Consider the following 18,790-nt stretch of genomic DNA (forward strand, 5'->3'; position numbering starts at 1 on the left):
GATTTTTGTTATGACCGTTGAGATGATCGTTGATGGTTTGCTAAAGATTTTCGTTGGCCTGATCATTCTTTTGGTGTACCTGCGTCTGACTCACCGTTCTCAGGCGGGGCACCAGACCCCGATTGATACCATCGGTAACTTTGTCATCGGTGGTGTGTTCGGTGGCGTGTTGTACAGCAAGCAGATTAGCCTGTTCTACTTTGTCATCTACATGGTGTTTACGCTGTGCATGATTCAGCTGCTGAACGTGGCGACCACGAAGATTCGTTTTCTGCATATGGCGGTGCGTGAGCAGCGCGTGCCGGTCATTACGGATGGTGATATCGATATTAAGAGCTTCCAGCAGGCAGATGTGGTTCTTGATCCGATGCGCCTGATTGCTGACCTTCGTGCGCAGGGTATTTACGACCTGGAAGACATTGAGTTCGCTCAGATTGAGCCGAATGGTGTGCTGAGTGTGATTCGTAAGGGCGACGGTGTGCCGAACTTTGCTCTGATTGTGAAGGGTAGCTTGGTTACTCGCGATATCGCGGATGCGCACAAGACCGAGGATTGGGTGTACCTGCAGTTGCGTGCGGCTGAGGTCGAACTTGAGGATGTCTTCCTCATGGAGTTCAAGAACGGTAACCGCCTGCTCATTCTGCTCAATGACGGCACTACTATTCGCCGTGAGGTGGCAGAAGCCTCGAATATGAATGATAAGGAAGAAGAGTGGCAGGAAGGCGTGGAGGACGCTCCTGAGCCGGAGGATACTGAGGATGCTAAGAAGGAAGTAGCGGAGCACGCTGCTGAGGATGCGCATCCGACGAAGGATTCTAAAGCGTAGAAGAAGGTAGAGAAAGATGAGTGATATGTTGCTCTCGTTTGAGGTTCAGGTGGTTGGCGCCGCCGTGGTTGATTCTTTGGAGGCTCCGACCCGCATGCTGGTGGCTCAGCGTTCTGAGCCGCAGACAGTTGCTGGCATGTGGGAGTTCCCGGGCGGTAAGGTCGAGCCGGGGGAGAGCTGCGAGCAGGCGCTGGTGCGTGAGCTGAAGGAGGAGCTGGGCGTGCAGGCCCGTCTGGGTGCTGAGGTGCCCGGTGCGTACCCGCAGGGCTGGCGTCTGAGTGAGCGTCTGGCGATGCGCGTGTTCTTCGCGGAGATTCTTTCGGGTACTCCGGATACTCTGGAGGATCACAGCGCTCTGCAGTGGATGCCGCTGCCGAAGTCTAAAGATGACGCGCAGGCGTATGATGACCTGCTGGGTTTGCCGTGGATTCCGGCGGATTTGCCGATTGTTGTGGCTCTTCTTCAGCAGCTGCAGGATGCAGGTGTTGGCGAGGCATAATCCTAATGCTGTAGCGCTAAGACCCTGTATTAGTTCTCTGCGTTAGTTCGTTGCGAGGCTAAGTCACCGTTATGTGACACGTTCGCGGCGGTAACAGGATAAATTTTCTCTATCTTTTTCGACACTGTTTGAAGGCGGGATTTCCTGTGGGGAGTCCCGCCTTTATTCATATTTTGAGGGTGAGTTATGCGCCAGGTGATCCTGACTTGCGTGTTTGTTGGGGTGTTTATTCACAGTGCGTAAAGTTATGGCGACAGGTCGTGTCCAAGAGCCTGCACCGTAAAGATATAGGCGATTTTAGGCATGTTTTAGGCGTGCGCAGCCCCATAACCCGGGATGAAATCCGGCGCCAATCACCGTATGTTTATTAGGTAAGGAAAAACTGTCTAATTGGTGATACTGAAATGAACTTTTGGGGAGCCTTCCTCGGAAACTTTTTGATTGGCCTGCGCGAGGGCCTCGAAGCGGCACTGGTCGTAGGTATCCTCCTCGCCTACATCCGCAAAACGCAGCGTACCCACCTGCTGGCACCCATGTGGGCCGGCGTCGGTGTGGCGGTCCTACTGTCCCTCGGCTTTGGCGCTCTGCTGACCTTCGGTCCCCAAACCCTCACCTTCGAAGCGCAGGAAGCCATTGGCGGTTCCCTGTCTATCATTTCGGTTGGCTTCGTCACCTGGATGATTTTCTGGATGGCTGAAAACGCCCGCATGCTTTCTGCCGAACTCAAGGGCAAGCTGGACGCTGCACAGACCAGCGCCTGGGCTGTGGTTCTGCTGGCGGCGCTTTCCGTGGGCCGCGAAGGCCTGGAAACCACCCTGTTTATCTGGTCGGCTACCCGCACCGCCGGTCAGGAGGCGAACGCAACCCCCATGCTCGGTGCGCTGGTCGGTATCGCCATCGCCATCGTGATGGCGTGGGGCATGATGCGCGGCATGATGCGCATTAACCTTTCGCGCTTCTTCACCATTACCGGCGCGTTCCTGGTCATCGTTGCCGCCGGCGTGCTCTCCTACGGTATTCACGACCTGCAGGAGGCGGGTATCCTGCCGGGTCTGAACAGCACCGCGTTCGAGTCCTACCGTTACATCGACCCGAGCGGTTTCCTCGGCACCCTGCTCAAGGCTGTGTTCAACCTGTCCTCGACCACTACCTGGCTTGAGGCGGGCGCCTGGATTCTGTATGTGGGCATTGTGATGCCGCTGTTCATCCGTGCCCAGCGCCCGGGTCTGAAGGCGGCGGCTAAGAAGCCGGAAACCGAAAAGGCTACCGCCTAAACCAGGTTGCGTTCTGCCTCCACGGGAGAACCAGCACGGGAGAACCAGCCCCCTAGATTTTTGCGGCAACGATTGTCCGCGAACCCTAACTATTCATACATTCACCCTTCACGGGACCTCTACATAAGGAGAACCTATGCGTAAGACTCTCGCCTCCGCCGGTGCACTGCTTTCGGTTGGCGCACTCGCCCTGACCGGCTGCACTCCCAACAACCAGAACGTGGCGTCCTCCGCTTCGGGCGCGGCATCCTCCGACGGCGTTATTAACGTCAGCGCTAGCGACGATGCCTGCAAGCTGTCGGCGACCACCGTGAAGGCTGGCAAGGTCACCTTCAAGGTCAAGAACGAAGGCACCAAGGTCAACGAGTTCTACGTGCTCGGCTCCGACGGCCTGCGTATCGTTTCTGAGGTGGAGAACATTGGCCCGAACCTCAGCCGTGACCTGACCGTGGAACTGGCAGAGGGTAGCTACAAGACCGCGTGCAAGCCCGGCATGGTTGGCGACGGTATCCGCGGCGATTTCACCGTGACCAAGAACGAGAACGCGGCAACTATCTCCGCCGATGAGCAGGCACTGCGCGACACCGCAGTCACCCAGTACACCGCTTACGTCAAGGATCAGGTGGAGGCGCTGAAGACCAAGACCGAGCAGTTCGCTGAGCTCTACACCGCCGGCAAGGTAGAAGAAGCGAAGGCGCTGTACTCCTCCGCGCGCCTGCACTACGAACGCATTGAGCCGGTCGCTGAGTCCTTCGGTGACCTGGACCCCGCACTGGATGCACGTGAAGCAGACGTGGAAGAGGGCAAGGAATGGACCGGCTGGCACAAGATTGAGAAGGACCTGTGGCAGCCTACCGCTGAGAAGAACGGCGGCAAGGAGTACACTCCGCTGACCGCTCAGGAACGTGCAGAGCTGGCGAAGAAGCTCGTTGAGGACACCCAGAAGCTCTACGACGAGGTTCACTCCTCCGAGTTCAAGCTTGAGGCATTCCAGATTTCTAACGGCGCTAAGGAACTGCTCGACGAGGTGGTAAACACCAAGATCAGCGGTGAGGAAGAGATTTGGTCGCACACTGACCTCTCGGACTTCCAGGGCAACATTGATGGTGCTCGCGTGGCGTATGAGGACGTTCTGCCGATTCTGAAGCAGAAGGACCCGAAGCTGGCTGAGGACATCGCGAAGAAGCTCGACGTCGTTCAGAAGCTGCTCGACAAGTACAAGAAGGGCGATAGCTTCGCTGCGTACGATGAGCTGACCAAGGAGCAGGTGCGCGAGCTGTCCGATGCTGTTGAAGCTCTGTCTGAGCCGGTTTCGAAGATGACTGAGGTTGTGACCGGCGCGGGCACTAAGTAGCATCCCGCCGACGCTCACCTGCCGCGGTATGTGATATCCGCGGGGCTTGCCGGGTGGGGACTACGGTTGATTCGTGTCTCCACCCGGCACAGGTGCATTCTTCATGCAGGGCGCATATAGCCGCTGCATTCTTCAATCATTCACACATCACACGAAAGGCCTTCCCATGCCTACCGAATCCAACCACCACACTCCGGAAGTAGCCCCCGACGCTAAGCCTGCTGGCACCTCCCGCCGCGGTGCGCTCGGCGCCGCACTGGCGGGTGCCGGTGCTCTGGGCGCCCTCGGCGCGCTCGTCGGATGCTCCTCTAACTCCAGTGCGCAGGCTTCTGCGAGCGCTTCCTCGACTGCCGCGAAGGATTCCCACTCGTTCTACGGTGAGCATCAGAGCGGCATTTCGACTGCGGTTCAGGACCGCATGTATTTTGCGGCGCTGAACCTGAAGACTACCGACCGTGACGAAATCCAGTCCCTGTTCAAGGAATGGAGCGCCGCTGCTGCGAAGCTGCAGGCGGGCGAGCTGGTGGGGGAGGACCGCTCCTATGAGGCGCCTCCTAAGGACACCGGCGAGGCGATGGACCTGTCCGCCGCGAACCTGACCCTCACCTTTGGTCTGGGCCGTAGCTTCTTCGTTGACGATGAGGGCAAGGACCGCTTCGGCTTTGCTTCTAAGCTCCCGGAGGCACTGGTCCGCATCCCTCATATGACCGGTGATGCGCTGGAAGAAAAGCGAAGCAACGGCGATATCTGCATTCAGGCGTGTGCGGATGACCCACAGGTGGCGTTCCACGCGATTCGTAACCTGATTCGTATTGCTGGCGGTCGTGCCGTGGTGGCGTGGAACCAGCAGGGTTTCGGCCGTACCTCTTCGACCTCGACGAGCCAGGTGACGGCGCGTAACCTGTTCGGTTTCAAGGACGGCACGAATAATCTGAAGGTGGAGAGCCCGAACCTGCTGAAGAAGCACGTGTGGACTTCCTCTGAGAATTCGGCGAATAGCCCGGCGTGGATGGAGGGCGGCAGCTACCTGGCTGCTCGCCGTATCCGCATGAATATTGAGACGTGGGACCGCACCCGTCTGCGCGAGCAGGAGGAGATTGTAGGTCGTACGAAGGTGACTGGTGCGCCGCTGTCCGGTGGTGACGAGTTCACGGCTCCTAATTTTTCGGAGAAGGGTCGCTCGGGTCCTCTGATTCCGGCAGACTCTCATATGCGTCTGATGCATCCTGATCAGAATCAGGGTGTGCAGATGTTGCGCCGCGGCTTCAACTACACGGATGGTACTGATGAGCTGGGCCGCCTGGACGCTGGTTTGTTCTTCATTGCGTATGTGTGCGATCCGCGCACGCATTTTATTCCGATGCTGAGCACGATGACTTCTTCGGACGCTTTGAGTGAGTATCTGCGTCATACCGGTAGTGCGCTGTTTGCGGTGCCGCCGGGTGTGAAGGATGAGAACGACTACATCTGCTCGGGTCTTTTCAGCTAGTGGATGTGTGGGACTAGCGCCTGCTTAGGCTTGCTAAGCGGCGTGTTTGTGTTGTTGAAAGCAGGAGGTGTTGTCACCTCCTGCTTTCTCCTGTTAAGGCGTGCGCAGCCGCTATTTTGCGGGTGTTGGGGGCGCTTAGGCTGTCTCTTTGTGGGTTTTTGTGGGGGAGGGGAATTTGTCACATATGGGTTCGACACGGGTGCATGCTTTGGAAACCAATCGGTAGGCGGGTAGTATTGAGGGAGAAATCACATACGTATTGGGAGACAATGATGACTGCTCAACCCCCGTTTGATCCGGGTGCCTACCGCTCCGACGCGGTTCCCTCGGACACTCAAGCTATTTATATTCAGGAAGGCGGCGCTGAGCCGCGCGGAATTCTGTTCCACTCGCCGACCAAGCACCCGAAGATTCTGCGTCTGCAGGAGATTATGATTGTCTCCGCGCTGCTCTGCTTGATTCACGGTGTTATTTCCTCGTTCGCACCGGATAACCTGTCCCCGCTGAAGGGTCTGCCGGAGGTCGGCGTTGCAGGCGGTATCGGCCTGCTGGTTGTTTCTGCGGTTGTGTACATCTGGGTCTACTTCACGATTCAGAAGGGCAGGCGTCTGGGCCTGACTGTTGGTCTGATTTTTGCGATTCTGGGTGCGTTCGTGGCGATTCTGTCTCTGATTGGTAATGTCATTGACGCTCAGCGCTACGGCTTCGTGCCCCTGTACGCGGCATGGTTCATTGCGAACGTGCTGTGGATTCGTGCTTCTTTCGACCCGGCTGTGAAGCAGGCTCTGAAGTAGAAGTACCCTCTTCAACGTTGTTGTTGAGGCTATATACCTAAGAACGCCCGGATGGACTATCCGGGCGTTCTGCTGTTTGCGCTTCGTTCTCTGGTCTAAAATGGATAGGATATGCGCCCGTCGCCAACCCTGCTCCGCACCCTGTGCGGGTAGCCGGGGGAGAGCAGATGGTGCTGCCTAAGGTGTATAACGAGCCAGCCGGTATAGTGCCGGTGGTATGCAGAGAAGAGTGACAATGACCGATTCCGTGCAGGAACACGAGGGTCTTAACGGCCCGGCTCAGGTTCTCGCCCGCATTGCGCAGGTTCTGGAGGAGAACCCCGAGAACGGTTTGGACGCTATCCGTGAGGCTTTTGAGGCTGAGCGTGAGCGTGCCAAGCAGGAGATTCGCGAGAAGGCTAAGGACTTTGACAGCCTCAAGGAGGTGCGCCTGAGCTTCTTCGGTGAGAAGGGCATCATGAGCATCGCGAACCGTCAGATGCGTGATCTTCAGAACCAGCACAAGGGCCCGGTGGGTAAGCTGATGGGTCAGGCTCGTGCAGCCCTGACTGAGGCTATTGAGGCTCGTACCGCCGAGCTGGAGGCTGAGCGTGAGGCTCGCATCCTGGCTGAGGAAGCTGTGGACGTTTCTGCTGCTTCGCCTCGCCGTTCCCTGGGCGGCCGCCACCCGATTGCTCTGATGCAGGAGCGCCTGACCGACATTTTCGTCGGTATGGGTTGGGAAGTTGCTGACGGCCCGGAGCTGGAGTCTGAGTGGTACAACTTTGACGCTCTGAACATTAAGCCGGATCACCCGGCACGCGAAATGCAGGACACTTTCTACGTTGAGCCGAAGAACGCTCACCTGCTGCTGCGCACCCACACGTCGCCGGTGCAGATGCGCTCGCTGCTTTCTCGCGAGCTGCCGCTGTACATTGTGTGCCCGGGTCAGGTGTACCGTACCGATGAGCTGGATGCGACCCACACCCCGGTCTTCCACCAGATCGAGGGTCTTGCCGTGGATAAGGGCCTGACTATGGCTGATCTGAAGGGCACCCTGGAGTACATGGCACGCGCCATGTTCGGTGAGGACGCTAAGATTCGCCTGCGCCCGAACTTCTTCCCGTTCACTGAGCCTTCCGCTGAGCTGGATTTGTGGCACCCGAACGCTAAGGGCGGCCCGCAGTGGATTGAGTGGGGTGGCTGCGGCATGGTGAACCCCAACGTTTTGCGTGCTGCGGGTATTGATCCTGAGGAGTACTCGGGCTTCGCTTTCGGTATGGGTATTGAACGTACCCTCATGTTCCGTAACAACGTCGCTGACATGCATGACATGGTTGAAGGCGACATCCGTTTCTCTGAGCAGTTCGGGATGGAGATCTAAATTATGCGTGTACCCCTGTCATGGCTGCGCGAGTTCGTGCCTGTAGCTGAGGATGCTTCGGCTGAAGATTTGATGGCAACCCTGGTGAAGGTTGGCCTGGAAGAAGAAGACGTTCACCGCCCCTCTGATGAGCTGTCCGGACCAATTGTGGTTGGCCAGGTGCTCTCCATGGAGCCGGAGACCCACTCTAACGGCAAGACCGTGAACTGGTGCCAGGTGCGTGTGGTTCCGGAGGGCCAGGAGCAGACTCTGACCGGTAAGGGCATTGAGCCTTCCGGCGTGCAGGGCATTATTTGTGGTGCCCACAATTTCAAGCCCGGTGACAAGGTTGTTGTGACCCTGCCCGGCGCTGTTCTGCCCGGTGGTTTCGCGATTACTGCCCGTAAGACTTACGGTCACAAGTCGGCTGGCATGATTGCTTCGACTCGTGAGCTGGGTATTGGCGATGATCACGGCGGCATCCTGGTGCTTTCGACCCTGGGCCTGGACCCGGAGCTTGGCACCGATGCGATGGAGCTGCTGGGCCTGTACGATCAGGCTGCCGAGGTGAACGTGACCCCGGACCGCGGTTACGCGTTCTCTCTGCGCGGTATTGCTCGCGAGTGGTGCCACGCTACCGGTTCTTCCTTCGAGGATTTTGTGCTGGCGTACGGCGAGCGCGCCCCGGAGGCTAACGAGTCCGGTCACCCGGTTGCTCTGCGTGATGACGCCCCGATTCACGGTAACCCGGGCTGCACTCGTTTTGTGATGCGTGAGGTTTCGGGCGTGAAGGCGGATGCGCCGGTTCCGACCTGGATGTCTTCGCGTCTGCGTCTGGCGGGTGTGCGCTCGCTGTCGCTGCCGGTGGATATTTCGAACTACGTGATGCTGGAGACCGGTCAGCCGCTGCACTTCTACGACGCTGACAAGGTTCAGGGTGAGATTGTGGTGCGTCGCGCCGCAGCTGGTGAGAAGCTGGTGACCCTGGATGGCGTTGAGCGTACTCTGCACCCCGAGGATATTGTCATTGCTGATGATTCCGGTGTGATTGGTCTTGCCGGTGTGATGGGCGGCGCCTCCACTGAGGTGACCGATTCGACCACCCGCATTCTGGTTGAGGCTGCTCGTTTTGATGAGGTGTCGGTGGCTCGTACTGCTCGCCGTCACAAGCTGATTTCTGAGTCCTCGAAGCGTTTTGAGCGTGGCGTTGATCCGCTGATTCAGGCAGCGGCTGCTCAGCGTGCGGTTGAGCTGCTGGTTGAGCTGGCTGGTGCTCAGGTTGAGCCGGGCGTTACTGACGTATCCCTCGGCTATGAGCCGGTCGTGATTGACCTGCCTGCTGATTACACTGCTGGTCGTATCGGCGTGGATTACTCGCCGGAGCAGATTGAGTCGTGCCTGCGTGAGATTGGTTGCTCGGTGGAGCGTACCGAGTCCGGTTACGCTGTGACTGTCCCGTCGTGGCGTACTGACCTGCGCGCGAAGGAGGACCTGACTGAGGAAATCGCACGTATTGACGGTTACGAGAACATCCCCTCGACTCTGCCGGTGGCTCCTGCGGGTCACGGTTACACTCCGGAGCAGGCGGGTAAGCGTCGTGCGCTGAATGCGCTGGCTGCTTCCGGTCTGACTGAGGTGTTTGCGTACCCCTTCGTGTCGGCTGATGCGAATAACCTGTGGTCGGCTCCGTGGGCGAGCACCCCCGAGAACCCGGTGACTGAGGTTCCTTCGATTCGCCTGGAGAACCCGATTTCTTCGGCTGAGGGCTGGATGTGCCGCTCGCTGCTGCCGGGTCTGGTTGAGGTTCTGAAGCGTAACCTGTCTCGTGGTTTCAAGAACTTGGCTATTTTTGAGTCGGGTCATGTGTTCATTCCGGGTGAGCAGCTGGGCTCCGAGTCTATTCCGCCGCTGGGAGCTCGCCCCTCGGATGAGGTTCTGGCTGATCTGAATGCCGGTATTCCGCAGCAGCCCACTTTCATTGCTGGTCTGTTTGCAGGTACTGAGCACGAGGCGATGCCGGGTGCTGCTCCGCGCGCTTACGACTGGCGTGACGCTCTGGACGCTGTGCGTCTGGTGGCTGCTGCTGTGTCGGCTGAGATTCAGGTGCGTAATGGTGTGCACACTGCGTTCCACCCGGGCCGTGTGGCTGAGGTTCTGAACGCTGCCGGTGAGCGCGTTGGTTTCGCTGGCGAGCTACACCCGAAGCTTCTGCAGGAGCTGAACCTGCCGGAGCGTACTTGCGCGTTTGAGCTGGATTTCTCGGCTCTGTTTGCTGGTCGTGTTGAGGCGCATCAGGCTACTCCGGTGCTGACTTTCCCGGCTGCTACCCAGGATGTGGCGCTTCTGGTGGACCGCGATCTGCCTGCTTCTGAGGTGGAGCGTGTTCTGCGTGAGGGCGCTGGCGAGCTGCTGGAGGACATCCGCGTCTTTGATGATTACCGCGGTGTCGGTATTGATGAGTCGAAGAAGTCTTTGGCGTTTGCTCTGCGTTTCCGCGCGCCGGATCGTACGCTGACTGCTGATGAGGCATCGGCTGCTCGTGAGGCTGCTGTGGCTGCGACTGTTGAGCAGCTGGGTGCGGAACCGCGTGTCTAACCGGGTCTAACCCTAAGGCGTAATGCCTAGTGCTGACGGGGTGGGAGTTGTTGGCTCCCACCCCGTAGCTTTTGGCGTTGCGTGGTGGGTTTACCTGTTGGGTTGGTTTATGAAGCGTTGATAAGCGCTTTCAGTGGTGAACTCATGTGGTTATGGGTACCCTAGAAGATAGATGAAGTGAGGGAGAGAGTAATGGCTAATCGAGAGAACTCGCGCGAACAGGATGAGCTGTCGCAGTCTACTGAGGTCGAAGAAACCTACTTTGAGGATTCTGAGTACGAGGATTCTGAATATGAGGAGTACGACGAGTACGAGGATTACGACGATGAGGAAGAGAACTCCTCCCTTTTCGCGATGAGTGAGGAAGAGCTGGATGACCGCCCGGGCGTAAACTGGCTGTCGGTTCTTTCTGCTGCTGTCGCGGTTATTCTTTCCATTGTTTTGGCTATTGCGGGTGTCCGTGCTTTTGCGTCGGTGAATAATAACGCCGAGTATGCCGGTAAGAGCTGGGTCATTCAGGGCACCTACCAGGATTTGACTCCTGACCTGATTACGAAGGGCAATGTTGCTCGTTATAAGGGCAACTTGCCGGCTGATGACGCGCTGAACGGTAAGACGTATGTGTCGAACCTGAAGGATAAGTATCAAGTGACTTCGGGTGCTCCGATTGAGTTCCGTGGTTCGCAGACTGGTGACGTTCCTTCGGAGTTCCCGCGTGAGGTAGACGGCCTGTTGGTGGAGAAGGGCGGCACTCTTGAGGTCGTCTACACCGCCGAGAAGGGCACGTTGAAGCCTGTGACTGAGGACAGCGTGAACGCCGAGCGTTTTGCCGGTATCGCAAGTATTGTTGGTGCGGTGCTGGTGCTTCTGCTGGGTCTGGGTTTTGCTGTGTGGCTGAACCGCCGTTCGCGCGATGTCGAGTATGAGGACCTGGATGGTCTGGTGGAGGATGAGCGCTAGGCGTTCTGAGTCCTGAGGATTCACCTCGAAGTTTTGTTGAAGGAGCCTGTTTCTGGCGCACATGATGTTGCTGGAGGCGGGCTCCTTTTGCGCGCTCGCCTGAGGTAGGTCGCTTGCTCGATTCGGCGCGCCAGCCCAGAATGTTCTTGCACGCTATGCATTCATTGCGAGGTTATGCGCTCGAATGTGTAGATACACGCTACACTCGCGGCGTTTTGTGTGACAGTTGGTGAGATAAACCCTGAAAATTCCCCCATATCTTGGAATAATCCATATTTGGTGCGCATATTTATGTGCATATGTATTATCTTGGGTAGTAAAGAATGTTGCGCTGCGCCACCGTTGGGCAGCTCCGTTCTGAATTCGTGATTGGCACCGTAGGAAGAAGAGATATTATGCCTTTCCCCTCGACCAAGATCGCGCGTCAGGCACGCATCGTTGAATTGCTGCAGACCCGACGTGTCCGCTCCCAGGCTGAACTGGCGCAGTACCTGGCCGATGATGGTATGAAGGTTACTCAGGCGACCCTTTCCCGTGATCTTGTTGAAATTGGCGCTGAGCGCATCCGTGATGAAGGCGCTGGCTTGATTTATGCTGTGCCGAATTATCCTGCTCGTCGTGGCGGCGGTACTGCACCTGATGCCCGTATGATTTCCCTGTTTAAGGAACTGCTGATTACCGCTGAGGGTTCGGCAAATATTACGGTTCTGCGTACTCCTCCGGGTGCTGCGCAGTTCTTGGCGTCGTCTATTGATCAGGGCGGTCTTGAAGCGATTATGGGCACTATTGCCGGTGACGATACGGTAATAGTGATTACTCGTGACCCCAATGGTGGGGCTGCGCTTGCCGAGAGCTTCTTGGATTGGTCTGCTGCTCAGTAGTAGCTGGGGCGTATCTTGCGCTGTTCTTCTGATATTTCGGGGGGGAGCGGTTGAAGGTACGCCCTTCTGCTGTCTTCGGGTTCTTTGCCGGGCTTCTAGCTCGTCTTCTCCTTTTCTAGATATACCGATTTTTCTGTGGTGAGAGTTTTCTATCATGTCTGAAATACACGATTCAGCGAACAATATTGCCTACCTTTTGGCTGAGGCTGCTTCTGGTTCGGGGACTAAGACAGCTTTGGCGATTCCGGCTTCTGAATCTGCTGATATGCGGGTGGTGAGCTACGCGCAGTTGGCGTCTGCGGCCGCGCAGGTTCAGCGTCATTTGGCGGCGCTCGGTGTTGAGCGTGGTGACCGTGTGGCGTTGTCTATGCCGAATGTGGCGTTGATGCCTGCACTGTATTACGGCATTGTGGCTGCGGGTGCGATTTGTGTTCCGTTGAATCCGCTGTTGTCGGGTGCTGAGCTGGAGTATCATCTGCGCGATAGCGGGGCGAAGGTGCTTTTTGCGTTTGCGGGTACTCGTCTGGCGTCGGAGGCATCCTCGACGGTGCTGGTGAAGAACGGTTCGGTTCGTTGCGAGATTTTCACCGGGGGAGAGGGCTCGCCGGTGGCTCCTTTTGACGTGCCTGCCGATAGCGCGCTGTCGGCTACTGATTCGTCGGATGCTGTTCTGGAGCCTGTCCCGGTGGCGGCGAGCGACCCGGCGATTATTCTGTACACTTCGGGTACGACGGGCAAACCGAAGGGTGCGACGCTGACCCACGCGAATATCCTCTCGAATGCTCGTAGCTGCGTGAGCGTTTTTGGTTTTACCGCTGAGGACGTCATTTTTGGTGGCCTTCCGCTGTTCCACGCGTTTGGTCAGACGGTGTCGATGAACGCGGCGTTTGCGGCGTCGGCTACGGTGGCTTTGCTGCCGCGTTTTACCCCTGATGGTGCGCTGAATCTGATTGAGAGTGCTGGGGTGTCGGTGTTGGCTGCGGTCCCGAGCATGTATGTGTCGTTAGCGGCGGCGCTGGAGGCTGAGCCTGAGCGTGCGCGCTCGCTGCGTGGTCGCATCCGTTTCGGCATTTCGGGTGGTTCGCCGTTGCCTGCGCCGGTGCATTCTGCGTTGAAAACGCTGATTGAGTGCCCGGTGTATGAGGGCTACGGTTTGAGTGAGACGTCGCCGGTGGTTTCGTTTAATCAGGCGGAGTTTGGCATGGTGCTCGGTTCGGTGGGTCGTGTGCTGCCGGGTGTGCAGGTGCAGGTCCGTTGCCCGCAAGGTTCCGAGTGCGCGCCGGGTGTGAGCGGTCAGCTGTGGGTGCGCGGTGAGAACGTAATGGCTGGCTACTGGAATAATCCGGCGGCTACTGCTGAGGTTTTTGACGGCGAATGGTTTGCGACCGGCGATGTTGCTCGTGTTGATGAGCAGGGCAATATTTTTATTGTGGATCGTATTAAAGACATGGTTCTGCGTAACGGCTATTCGGTGTATCCGCGTGAGATTGAGGATGTTCTCTATACCCATGAGCATGTGCAGTCGGTAGCGGTATTGGGTGTGCCGGATGAGCGCGTGGGCGAGGAGGTTGTCGCCGTGGTGATGCCGCGTCCGGGTGCTGATGAGGGTGTGTTGCATGCGGAGTTGAATGCGCTGGCGCGTACTCGTTTGGCGGCGTATAAGTATCCTCGCCGCTACGTGATGGTGGAGAGCATGCCGCTGGGACCGACCGGCAAGATTCTTAAGCGTGACTTGCGGGTTTTGATTCAGCGGGGCTAATTTTGGCAGACGGTTCTTAGCGCTAATCTGAGGACAACCGCGGGTGAAGGGGGTAGAATCTTGTAGGCGGCTTCTACCGCGTTATTGTTCCCGGGTAATTTTTCCGGGGCTATCCCCTTCACGAAAGAGAGAGCATGAGCGTTCCCGCTTCTGAGGCTTCGCGAACCCCTATTGAGCAGTTGATTCCGACTGCTTGCGCTACGATTCCGAATTACCCGCATGAGGGTATCCTCTTTTACGATGTGACCACTCTCTTCGCTGATGCTGAGGTGTTCAAGGCGTGCATTGATGAGCTGGCTGCTCGTTTTGATGGTCAGTTTGATGTGGTGGCTGGTGTTGAGGCTCGCGGTTTCTTGCTGGCTTCTGCGCTCGCGTACGCTACGGGCACCGGCATTATGACGGTTCGTAAGGCGGGTAAGCTTCCGCGTGAGACGTACCGTGAGGAGTATGCGCTGGAGTACGGTAGCGCCGCGATCGAGATTCACTGTAGTGATTTCGCGCCGGGCACCCGTGTTCTTCTGCTGGATGATCTGCTGGCGACTGGCGGTACTCTGGTGGCTGCCGCGAAGTTGGTGGAGCGCGCGAACCTGAAGGTTGCCGGCGTTGGTGCTCTTCTGGAGCTGGAGGGCCTGGGCGGTCGTGAGGCGCTGGACGGTTACCGTCTTGAGACGCTGAGCTTGGTCTCTGAGTACCCGCTGCCGTCGAAGTAGTTTTATAGAGTTTGAGGCGTACCGTCCTTTGGGCGTGTGCAGCTGATATTGATGAGGGGTGCCCCGCCGGTTGAGCCGGTGGGGCACTTTTCTGTGGGGGTAATATTTCGGCGCTACGGAGCCTGTCCTGTAAAATAGTGACCCGTATTTTTGGGTGCCTGTCGCACCCTGTCTTTGAGACACCATAGGTTTAAGGAGCTTACGTGTCATCTGAATCTTTGCCCCAGCAGTCTGCTGATTCTTCGGCGGCTGAGAAGCTGTTTGCTGAGCAGATGGCTGCGGAGCGTGAGTATGTTGCTCGCGTATATGCCCGTCTGGATGAGCTCCGTGAGGAGACGGCTGAGAAGCTGGCTGCTGTGCGTAAGAATCAGGCGGTGGGCGGTCATCAGAACCGTTCGGAGCGTGACTCTTTTGCTACCCACTATGAGGATCGTTTGGCGCAGCTGAATGCTGTGGATTCTCGTCTGACCTTTGGACGCCTGGATATGGACCGTGAGGGTGCTGATGCGGTGCGCTATATCGGTCGTATCGGTATTACGGATAGTAATCAGCAGCGTCTGCTGATGGATTGGCGTGCCCCGGAGGCGGGTACGTTCTATCAGGCAACTGCTTTCCACTCGATGGGTGTGCGCCGTCGCCGTCACCTGATGCTTGAGGGCCGTACTGTCGTCAATATTGAGGATGAGGTCTTCGATTCGGAGATGCTGCAGGATGAGGATTCCCTCCACGGCGAGGGCGCTCTGCTGGCGGCGTTGAATAAGAAGCGTACCGGCCGCATGGGCGATATTGTGGCGACGATTCAGGCTGAGCAGGATGCGATTATCCGCTCGGAGCTGCCGGGTGTGCGTGTGGTGCAGGGTGGTCCCGGTACCGGTAAGACAGCTGTGGCGCTGCATCGTGCGGCGTATCTGCTGTACACGAACCGTGAGCGCCTGTCGAAGGCTGGCGTGCTGGTGGTTGGCCCCTCGAATTCGTTCATGTGGTACATCGAGCGTGTGCTTCCGTCGCTGGGTGAGACCGGCGTGGTGATGTCTTCGTTGGCGACCCTGTATCCGGGTCTGCGTGCTGTGCCTGAGAAGGACCGCGCGGTTGCCGCGTTGAAGGGCGATTTGCGCATGGTGAAGGTTATTAAGTGTGCGGTGGCGGATCGTCAGAAGGTGCCGGCTCAGGTTCAGCGTCTGAATGTTGAGGGTACTGATGTTGAGCTGACTCCGGAGATGGTTCGTTCGGCTCGTTCTCGTGCTCGTTCGACGGGCAAGCCGCATAATGAGGCTCGTGAGACGTTCGTGAAGATTCTGTTGAAGGAGCTGACTGCGAAGCTGGATGATCAGCTGAACCGTGCGGCGGGTCGTGTGGTGGAGCGTCCGTATCTGCAGGATGATGTGCGTGCCTCGATGGATGTGCGCCGTGCCTTGAATCTGGCGTGGATGCCGCTGTCGCCTGAGACTCTGTTGCGCTCGCTGTTTTCGAAGCCGCACTATCTGGAGTCTGCGACTCGTGAGCTGTCGAAGGCTGAGCGTGAGCTGTTGGCTCGCCCGGCGGATGCCCCTTTCACGGAGGCTGATGTTCCTCTGTTGGATGAGGCTGCTGAGCTTTTGGGTGATTTTTCGAAGGTGACCGGTGCGGCTGCTGCGGCTCGTGCTGCGGCGGAGCATCGCGCGAACCTTGAGAACGCTGCGAAGGCGCTGGAGAATGTTCACCAGTCGCTGGAGGATATTGGCGCTGATGGCGTGATTACTCCTGAGCAGATTGCGATGATGAATGAGGTTCGTGGCGAGCGTATGACTGCTGCGGCTGCGGCGTCGGCTGATCGTACGTGGGCGTATGGCCATATTGTGGTGGATGAGGCTCAGGAGCTCTCGCCCATGCAGTGGCGTCTGCTGATGCGTCGTTGCCCGATGAAGTCGTTCACGATTGTGGGCGATATTGCTCAGGCTTCTTCTGCTGCGGCTGCTTCCTCGTGGTCGCAGGCGTTGGAGCCGTTTGTGGGTGAGCGCTTCACTCTGGAGGAGCTGACGATTAATTACCGTACTCCGGCGCAGATTGCTGAGGCGGCGGTGTCGGTTGCGCAGGCTGCTGGCTATGAGGTGTCTGCGCCTCGTGCGGTGCGTGAGGGCCAGTGGCCTCCGCAGGTGCATGAGGTTGCCGCCGAGTCTGTTGTGGAGCAGACCGTGTCCGTGGTCAGTGAGGAGGTCGCTCATTCGGGTGGTGCTCTGATTGGTGTGGTGTGCCCGCCGAGCCTGTATGTTCAGACGGCTCAGGCTGTGGCTCGTGCTCATGCTGATCGTACGGGTACCGCGCAGACTGCGTTGGAGAATCAGGTGCTGGTTCTGACTCCGTGGGAAGCGAAGGGCCTGGAGTTTGATGTTGTGGTGATTGTTGAGCCGCAGCAGCTGATCGATGATGCTGGTGGTGCTGTGGGCGACTTGTACGTGTCGATGACTCGTCCGACTCAGCGCCTGCACATGGTGGGTTCGCGGATGCCCGCGGGCCTGTAGCCTTCATAGCTCTGTAGCCTCTTTCTGTTATTTCTTTGGGCTGGTGCCGTAGCGGTTTGGGCGCTCGCTTGGGTTTTTCTGAGCGTTTGGGCTGGTGCGGTGCTAGGCTTGTTACATATTTTGTTCGAGCGCCTTCGGGCGTTGTTACCTTGTGAATGGGAGAAGCATGTCTGCCGAGATCCTCAACGCGCAGCATAATGACGATACCTTCGAGAATATTTGGCAGGAACTGAAGTGGCGCGGCCTGGTGCACGTGAGCACTGATGAGGCTGCTCTGGAGAAGGCGCTGAGCGAGGAGAGCCTGACTTTCTATACGGGTTATGATCCGACTGCGGCTTCTTTGCACCTGGGTCACTTGGTGCAGCTGCTGGTGATGCGTCGTCTGCAGCTGGCTGGTCACAAGCCGCTGGGTCTGGTGGGTGGTTTCACCGGTTTGATTGGTGATCCGCGTCAGACGTCTGAGCGTGTGCTGAACTCTCCTGAGGTTGTTGCTGAGTGGGTTAAGTCTCTGCGTGCTCAGATCGAGCGTTTCCTCTCTTTCGAGGGTGAGAATGCTGCTCGTATGGTGAATAACTTGGACTGGAGCGGTCAGATGTCTGCTCTGCAGCTGCTGCGCGATGTTGGTAAGCATTTCCGCGTGGGCACCATGGTGAAGAAGGAGATTGTTGCGAAGCGCCTGAACTCTGATGAGGGCATTTCGTACACTGAGTTCTCGTACCAGATTCTGCAGGGCCTGGACTTCTTGGAGCTGAACCGTCGTTTCGGTTGTACTCTGCAGACCGGTGGTTCTGATCAGTGGGGTAACCTGACGAGCGGTACTGAGCTGATTCGTAAGGTAGAGGGTAAGAGCGTTCACGCTATTGGTACTCCGCTGATTACTAACTCTGATGGCACTAAGTTCGGTAAGAGCGAGGGTAACGCTATTTGGCTGAACCCGCAGATGTGCTCGCCGTACGCTTTCTACCAGTTCTGGCTGAACACTGCGGATGCGGATGTGCTGGATCGTCTGAAGGTATTCACTTTCTTGACTCGTGCTGAGATTGCTGAGTTTGCGCAGAAGGTTGAGAAGGAACCGTTTAAGCGTGAGGCTCAGAAGACTCTGGCGTACCTGGTGACTTCGCTGGTTCACGGTACTGAGGCTACTGATCAGGCTGTGGCTGCTTCGGAGGCTTTGTTTGGTAAGGGCGATTTCGCTGCTCTGGATGAGGCTACCCTGGAGTCTGTGATTGCTGAGCTTCCTTCGGCGAAGCTGTCTGAGGACCGTCTGGACATGATTTCTGTTCTGACTGAGCTGGGCTTTGCGAAGTCTAACTCTGAAGCTCGTCGCATTCTGAAGGAGGGTGGCGCTTCGGTGAACGGCGTGAAGGTTCAGGGCGAGGACGCAGCTATTTCTAAGGATGATCTGCTGCACGGTCGTTTTGCGATGGTTCGCCGTGGCAAGAAGAACCAGGGCGCTGTAGAGCTTGTTTAGTCTTTTCTGACTTTCTCTATACATATAGAGGGGAGGGGTTCTTCTCTGCTGAGTGTTTAGTGCTGAGTGTTCGGTACTGAATGTTCGGTGGGGGAGTGCCCCTCCTTTTCTATTCCACCTATATATCTCTATATACAGAGTCTGTTAGAGAGCCCCTCCGTCAGGAGGGGCTCTTCTTGTATCGTTCTGCTACCCTCTGGCTCTGGGGTTTCTTGGTTTGTCTTTGTTGGCGAGGGCTTTGGGCGCCTTTCGACCCTGTTTTGGGGGTCCAGAGAGGGGAATTCGCAGATTTTTGAGGTTTCTAGAAGTTTTTTAAAGATTTTTTAGCACCCATAAAA

Annotated in this window: 14 protein-coding genes; all 14 read left to right on the plus strand. The window is 57.4% G+C overall.

Annotated features, from left to right (window positions below):
• Positions 1 to 10: 10 nt before the first annotated feature.
• The 14 genes from HMPREF2528_RS04900 to tyrS all read left to right on the plus strand — a co-directional run bounded on the left by HMPREF2528_RS04900 (position 11) and on the right by tyrS (position 18,452).
• Positions 11 to 826, plus strand: a complete 816-nt coding sequence (locus tag HMPREF2528_RS04900; protein WP_070542791.1) for a DUF421 domain-containing protein — start codon at positions 11 to 13, stop codon at positions 824 to 826.
• Between the two features lie 16 nt (positions 827 to 842).
• Positions 843 to 1,325: a (deoxy)nucleoside triphosphate pyrophosphohydrolase gene (locus HMPREF2528_RS04905; RefSeq protein ID WP_070542795.1), complete on the plus strand. Its 483-nt coding sequence runs from the start codon at positions 843 to 845 to the stop codon at positions 1,323 to 1,325.
• A 404-nt stretch (positions 1,326 to 1,729) separates the two neighbouring features.
• Positions 1,730 to 2,599 (plus strand): iron uptake transporter permease EfeU, encoded by an 870-nt coding sequence (gene efeU, locus HMPREF2528_RS04910; protein WP_070542798.1) that lies wholly within the window; start codon positions 1,730 to 1,732, stop codon positions 2,597 to 2,599.
• A gap of 136 nt (positions 2,600 to 2,735) precedes the next feature.
• Positions 2,736 to 3,953, plus strand: coding sequence for an iron uptake system protein EfeO (gene efeO, locus HMPREF2528_RS04915; protein ID WP_070542801.1), 1,218 nt, complete (start codon positions 2,736 to 2,738; stop codon positions 3,951 to 3,953).
• Between the two features lie 166 nt (positions 3,954 to 4,119).
• Positions 4,120 to 5,442, plus strand: a complete 1,323-nt coding sequence (gene efeB / locus HMPREF2528_RS04920) for an iron uptake transporter deferrochelatase/peroxidase subunit (RefSeq protein WP_070542806.1) — start codon at positions 4,120 to 4,122, stop codon at positions 5,440 to 5,442.
• A gap of 272 nt (positions 5,443 to 5,714) precedes the next feature.
• Positions 5,715 to 6,236: a hypothetical protein gene (locus tag HMPREF2528_RS04925; protein ID WP_049358219.1), complete on the plus strand. Its 522-nt coding sequence runs from the start codon at positions 5,715 to 5,717 to the stop codon at positions 6,234 to 6,236.
• 235 nt (positions 6,237 to 6,471) lie between these two features.
• Positions 6,472 to 7,599, plus strand: a complete 1,128-nt coding sequence (pheS, locus tag HMPREF2528_RS04930; protein WP_005507134.1) for a phenylalanine--tRNA ligase subunit alpha — start codon at positions 6,472 to 6,474, stop codon at positions 7,597 to 7,599.
• A 3-nt stretch (positions 7,600 to 7,602) separates the two neighbouring features.
• Positions 7,603 to 10,173: a phenylalanine--tRNA ligase subunit beta gene (gene pheT / locus HMPREF2528_RS04935; protein ID WP_070542809.1), complete on the plus strand. Its 2,571-nt coding sequence runs from the start codon at positions 7,603 to 7,605 to the stop codon at positions 10,171 to 10,173.
• A 192-nt stretch (positions 10,174 to 10,365) separates the two neighbouring features.
• A complete protein-coding gene (locus HMPREF2528_RS04940) occupies positions 10,366 to 11,133 on the plus strand; it encodes a hypothetical protein (RefSeq protein WP_049345348.1) in 768 nt (255 codons plus the stop codon).
• A 395-nt stretch (positions 11,134 to 11,528) separates the two neighbouring features.
• On the plus strand, positions 11,529 to 12,014 hold the full coding sequence (locus tag HMPREF2528_RS04945; protein ID WP_049345349.1) for an arginine repressor: 486 nt from the start codon (positions 11,529 to 11,531) through the stop codon (positions 12,012 to 12,014).
• A 154-nt stretch (positions 12,015 to 12,168) separates the two neighbouring features.
• A complete protein-coding gene (locus HMPREF2528_RS04950; RefSeq protein WP_070542812.1) occupies positions 12,169 to 13,773 on the plus strand; it encodes an AMP-binding protein in 1,605 nt (534 codons plus the stop codon).
• A gap of 134 nt (positions 13,774 to 13,907) precedes the next feature.
• Complete coding sequence (locus HMPREF2528_RS04955; protein WP_044150631.1) at positions 13,908 to 14,483, plus strand: adenine phosphoribosyltransferase; 576 nt, start codon at positions 13,908 to 13,910, stop codon at positions 14,481 to 14,483.
• Positions 14,484 to 14,686: 203 nt separating this feature from the next.
• On the plus strand, positions 14,687 to 16,981 hold the full coding sequence (locus HMPREF2528_RS04960) for a HelD family protein (RefSeq protein WP_070600679.1): 2,295 nt from the start codon (positions 14,687 to 14,689) through the stop codon (positions 16,979 to 16,981).
• A 166-nt stretch (positions 16,982 to 17,147) separates the two neighbouring features.
• Positions 17,148 to 18,452 (plus strand): tyrosine--tRNA ligase, encoded by a 1,305-nt coding sequence (gene tyrS / locus HMPREF2528_RS04965; protein ID WP_070542815.1) that lies wholly within the window; start codon positions 17,148 to 17,150, stop codon positions 18,450 to 18,452.
• The last annotated feature ends 338 nt before the right edge of the window (positions 18,453 to 18,790 follow it).

Origin of the sequence: Rothia sp. HMSC078H08 (genome assembly GCF_001808955.1) — a bacterium.
In the GTDB taxonomy this organism is placed as follows: Bacteria; Actinomycetota; Actinomycetes; order Actinomycetales; family Micrococcaceae; genus Rothia.

Excerpts from the sequence above, each read along its gene's own strand:
- tyrS (WP_070542815.1), top strand. The coding sequence starts at position 17,148 with ATGTCTGCCGAGATCCTCAACGCGCAGCATAATGACGATACCTTCGAG.
- HMPREF2528_RS04945 (WP_049345349.1), top strand. The coding sequence starts at position 11,529 with ATGCCTTTCCCCTCGACCAAGATCGCGCGTCAGGCACGCATCGTTGAA.
- efeO (WP_070542801.1), top strand. The coding sequence starts at position 2,736 with ATGCGTAAGACTCTCGCCTCCGCCGGTGCACTGCTTTCGGTTGGCGCA.
- HMPREF2528_RS04905 (WP_070542795.1), top strand. The coding sequence starts at position 843 with ATGAGTGATATGTTGCTCTCGTTTGAGGTTCAGGTGGTTGGCGCCGCC.
- HMPREF2528_RS04925 (WP_049358219.1), top strand. The coding sequence starts at position 5,715 with ATGACTGCTCAACCCCCGTTTGATCCGGGTGCCTACCGCTCCGACGCG.
- efeU (WP_070542798.1), top strand. The coding sequence starts at position 1,730 with ATGAACTTTTGGGGAGCCTTCCTCGGAAACTTTTTGATTGGCCTGCGC.
- HMPREF2528_RS04940 (WP_049345348.1), top strand. The coding sequence starts at position 10,366 with ATGGCTAATCGAGAGAACTCGCGCGAACAGGATGAGCTGTCGCAGTCT.
- efeB (WP_070542806.1), top strand. The coding sequence starts at position 4,120 with ATGCCTACCGAATCCAACCACCACACTCCGGAAGTAGCCCCCGACGCT.
- HMPREF2528_RS04950 (WP_070542812.1), top strand. The coding sequence starts at position 12,169 with ATGTCTGAAATACACGATTCAGCGAACAATATTGCCTACCTTTTGGCT.
- HMPREF2528_RS04900 (WP_070542791.1), top strand. The coding sequence starts at position 11 with ATGACCGTTGAGATGATCGTTGATGGTTTGCTAAAGATTTTCGTTGGC.
- pheS (WP_005507134.1), top strand. The coding sequence starts at position 6,472 with ATGACCGATTCCGTGCAGGAACACGAGGGTCTTAACGGCCCGGCTCAG.
- HMPREF2528_RS04955 (WP_044150631.1), top strand. The coding sequence starts at position 13,908 with ATGAGCGTTCCCGCTTCTGAGGCTTCGCGAACCCCTATTGAGCAGTTG.
- pheT (WP_070542809.1), top strand. The coding sequence starts at position 7,603 with ATGCGTGTACCCCTGTCATGGCTGCGCGAGTTCGTGCCTGTAGCTGAG.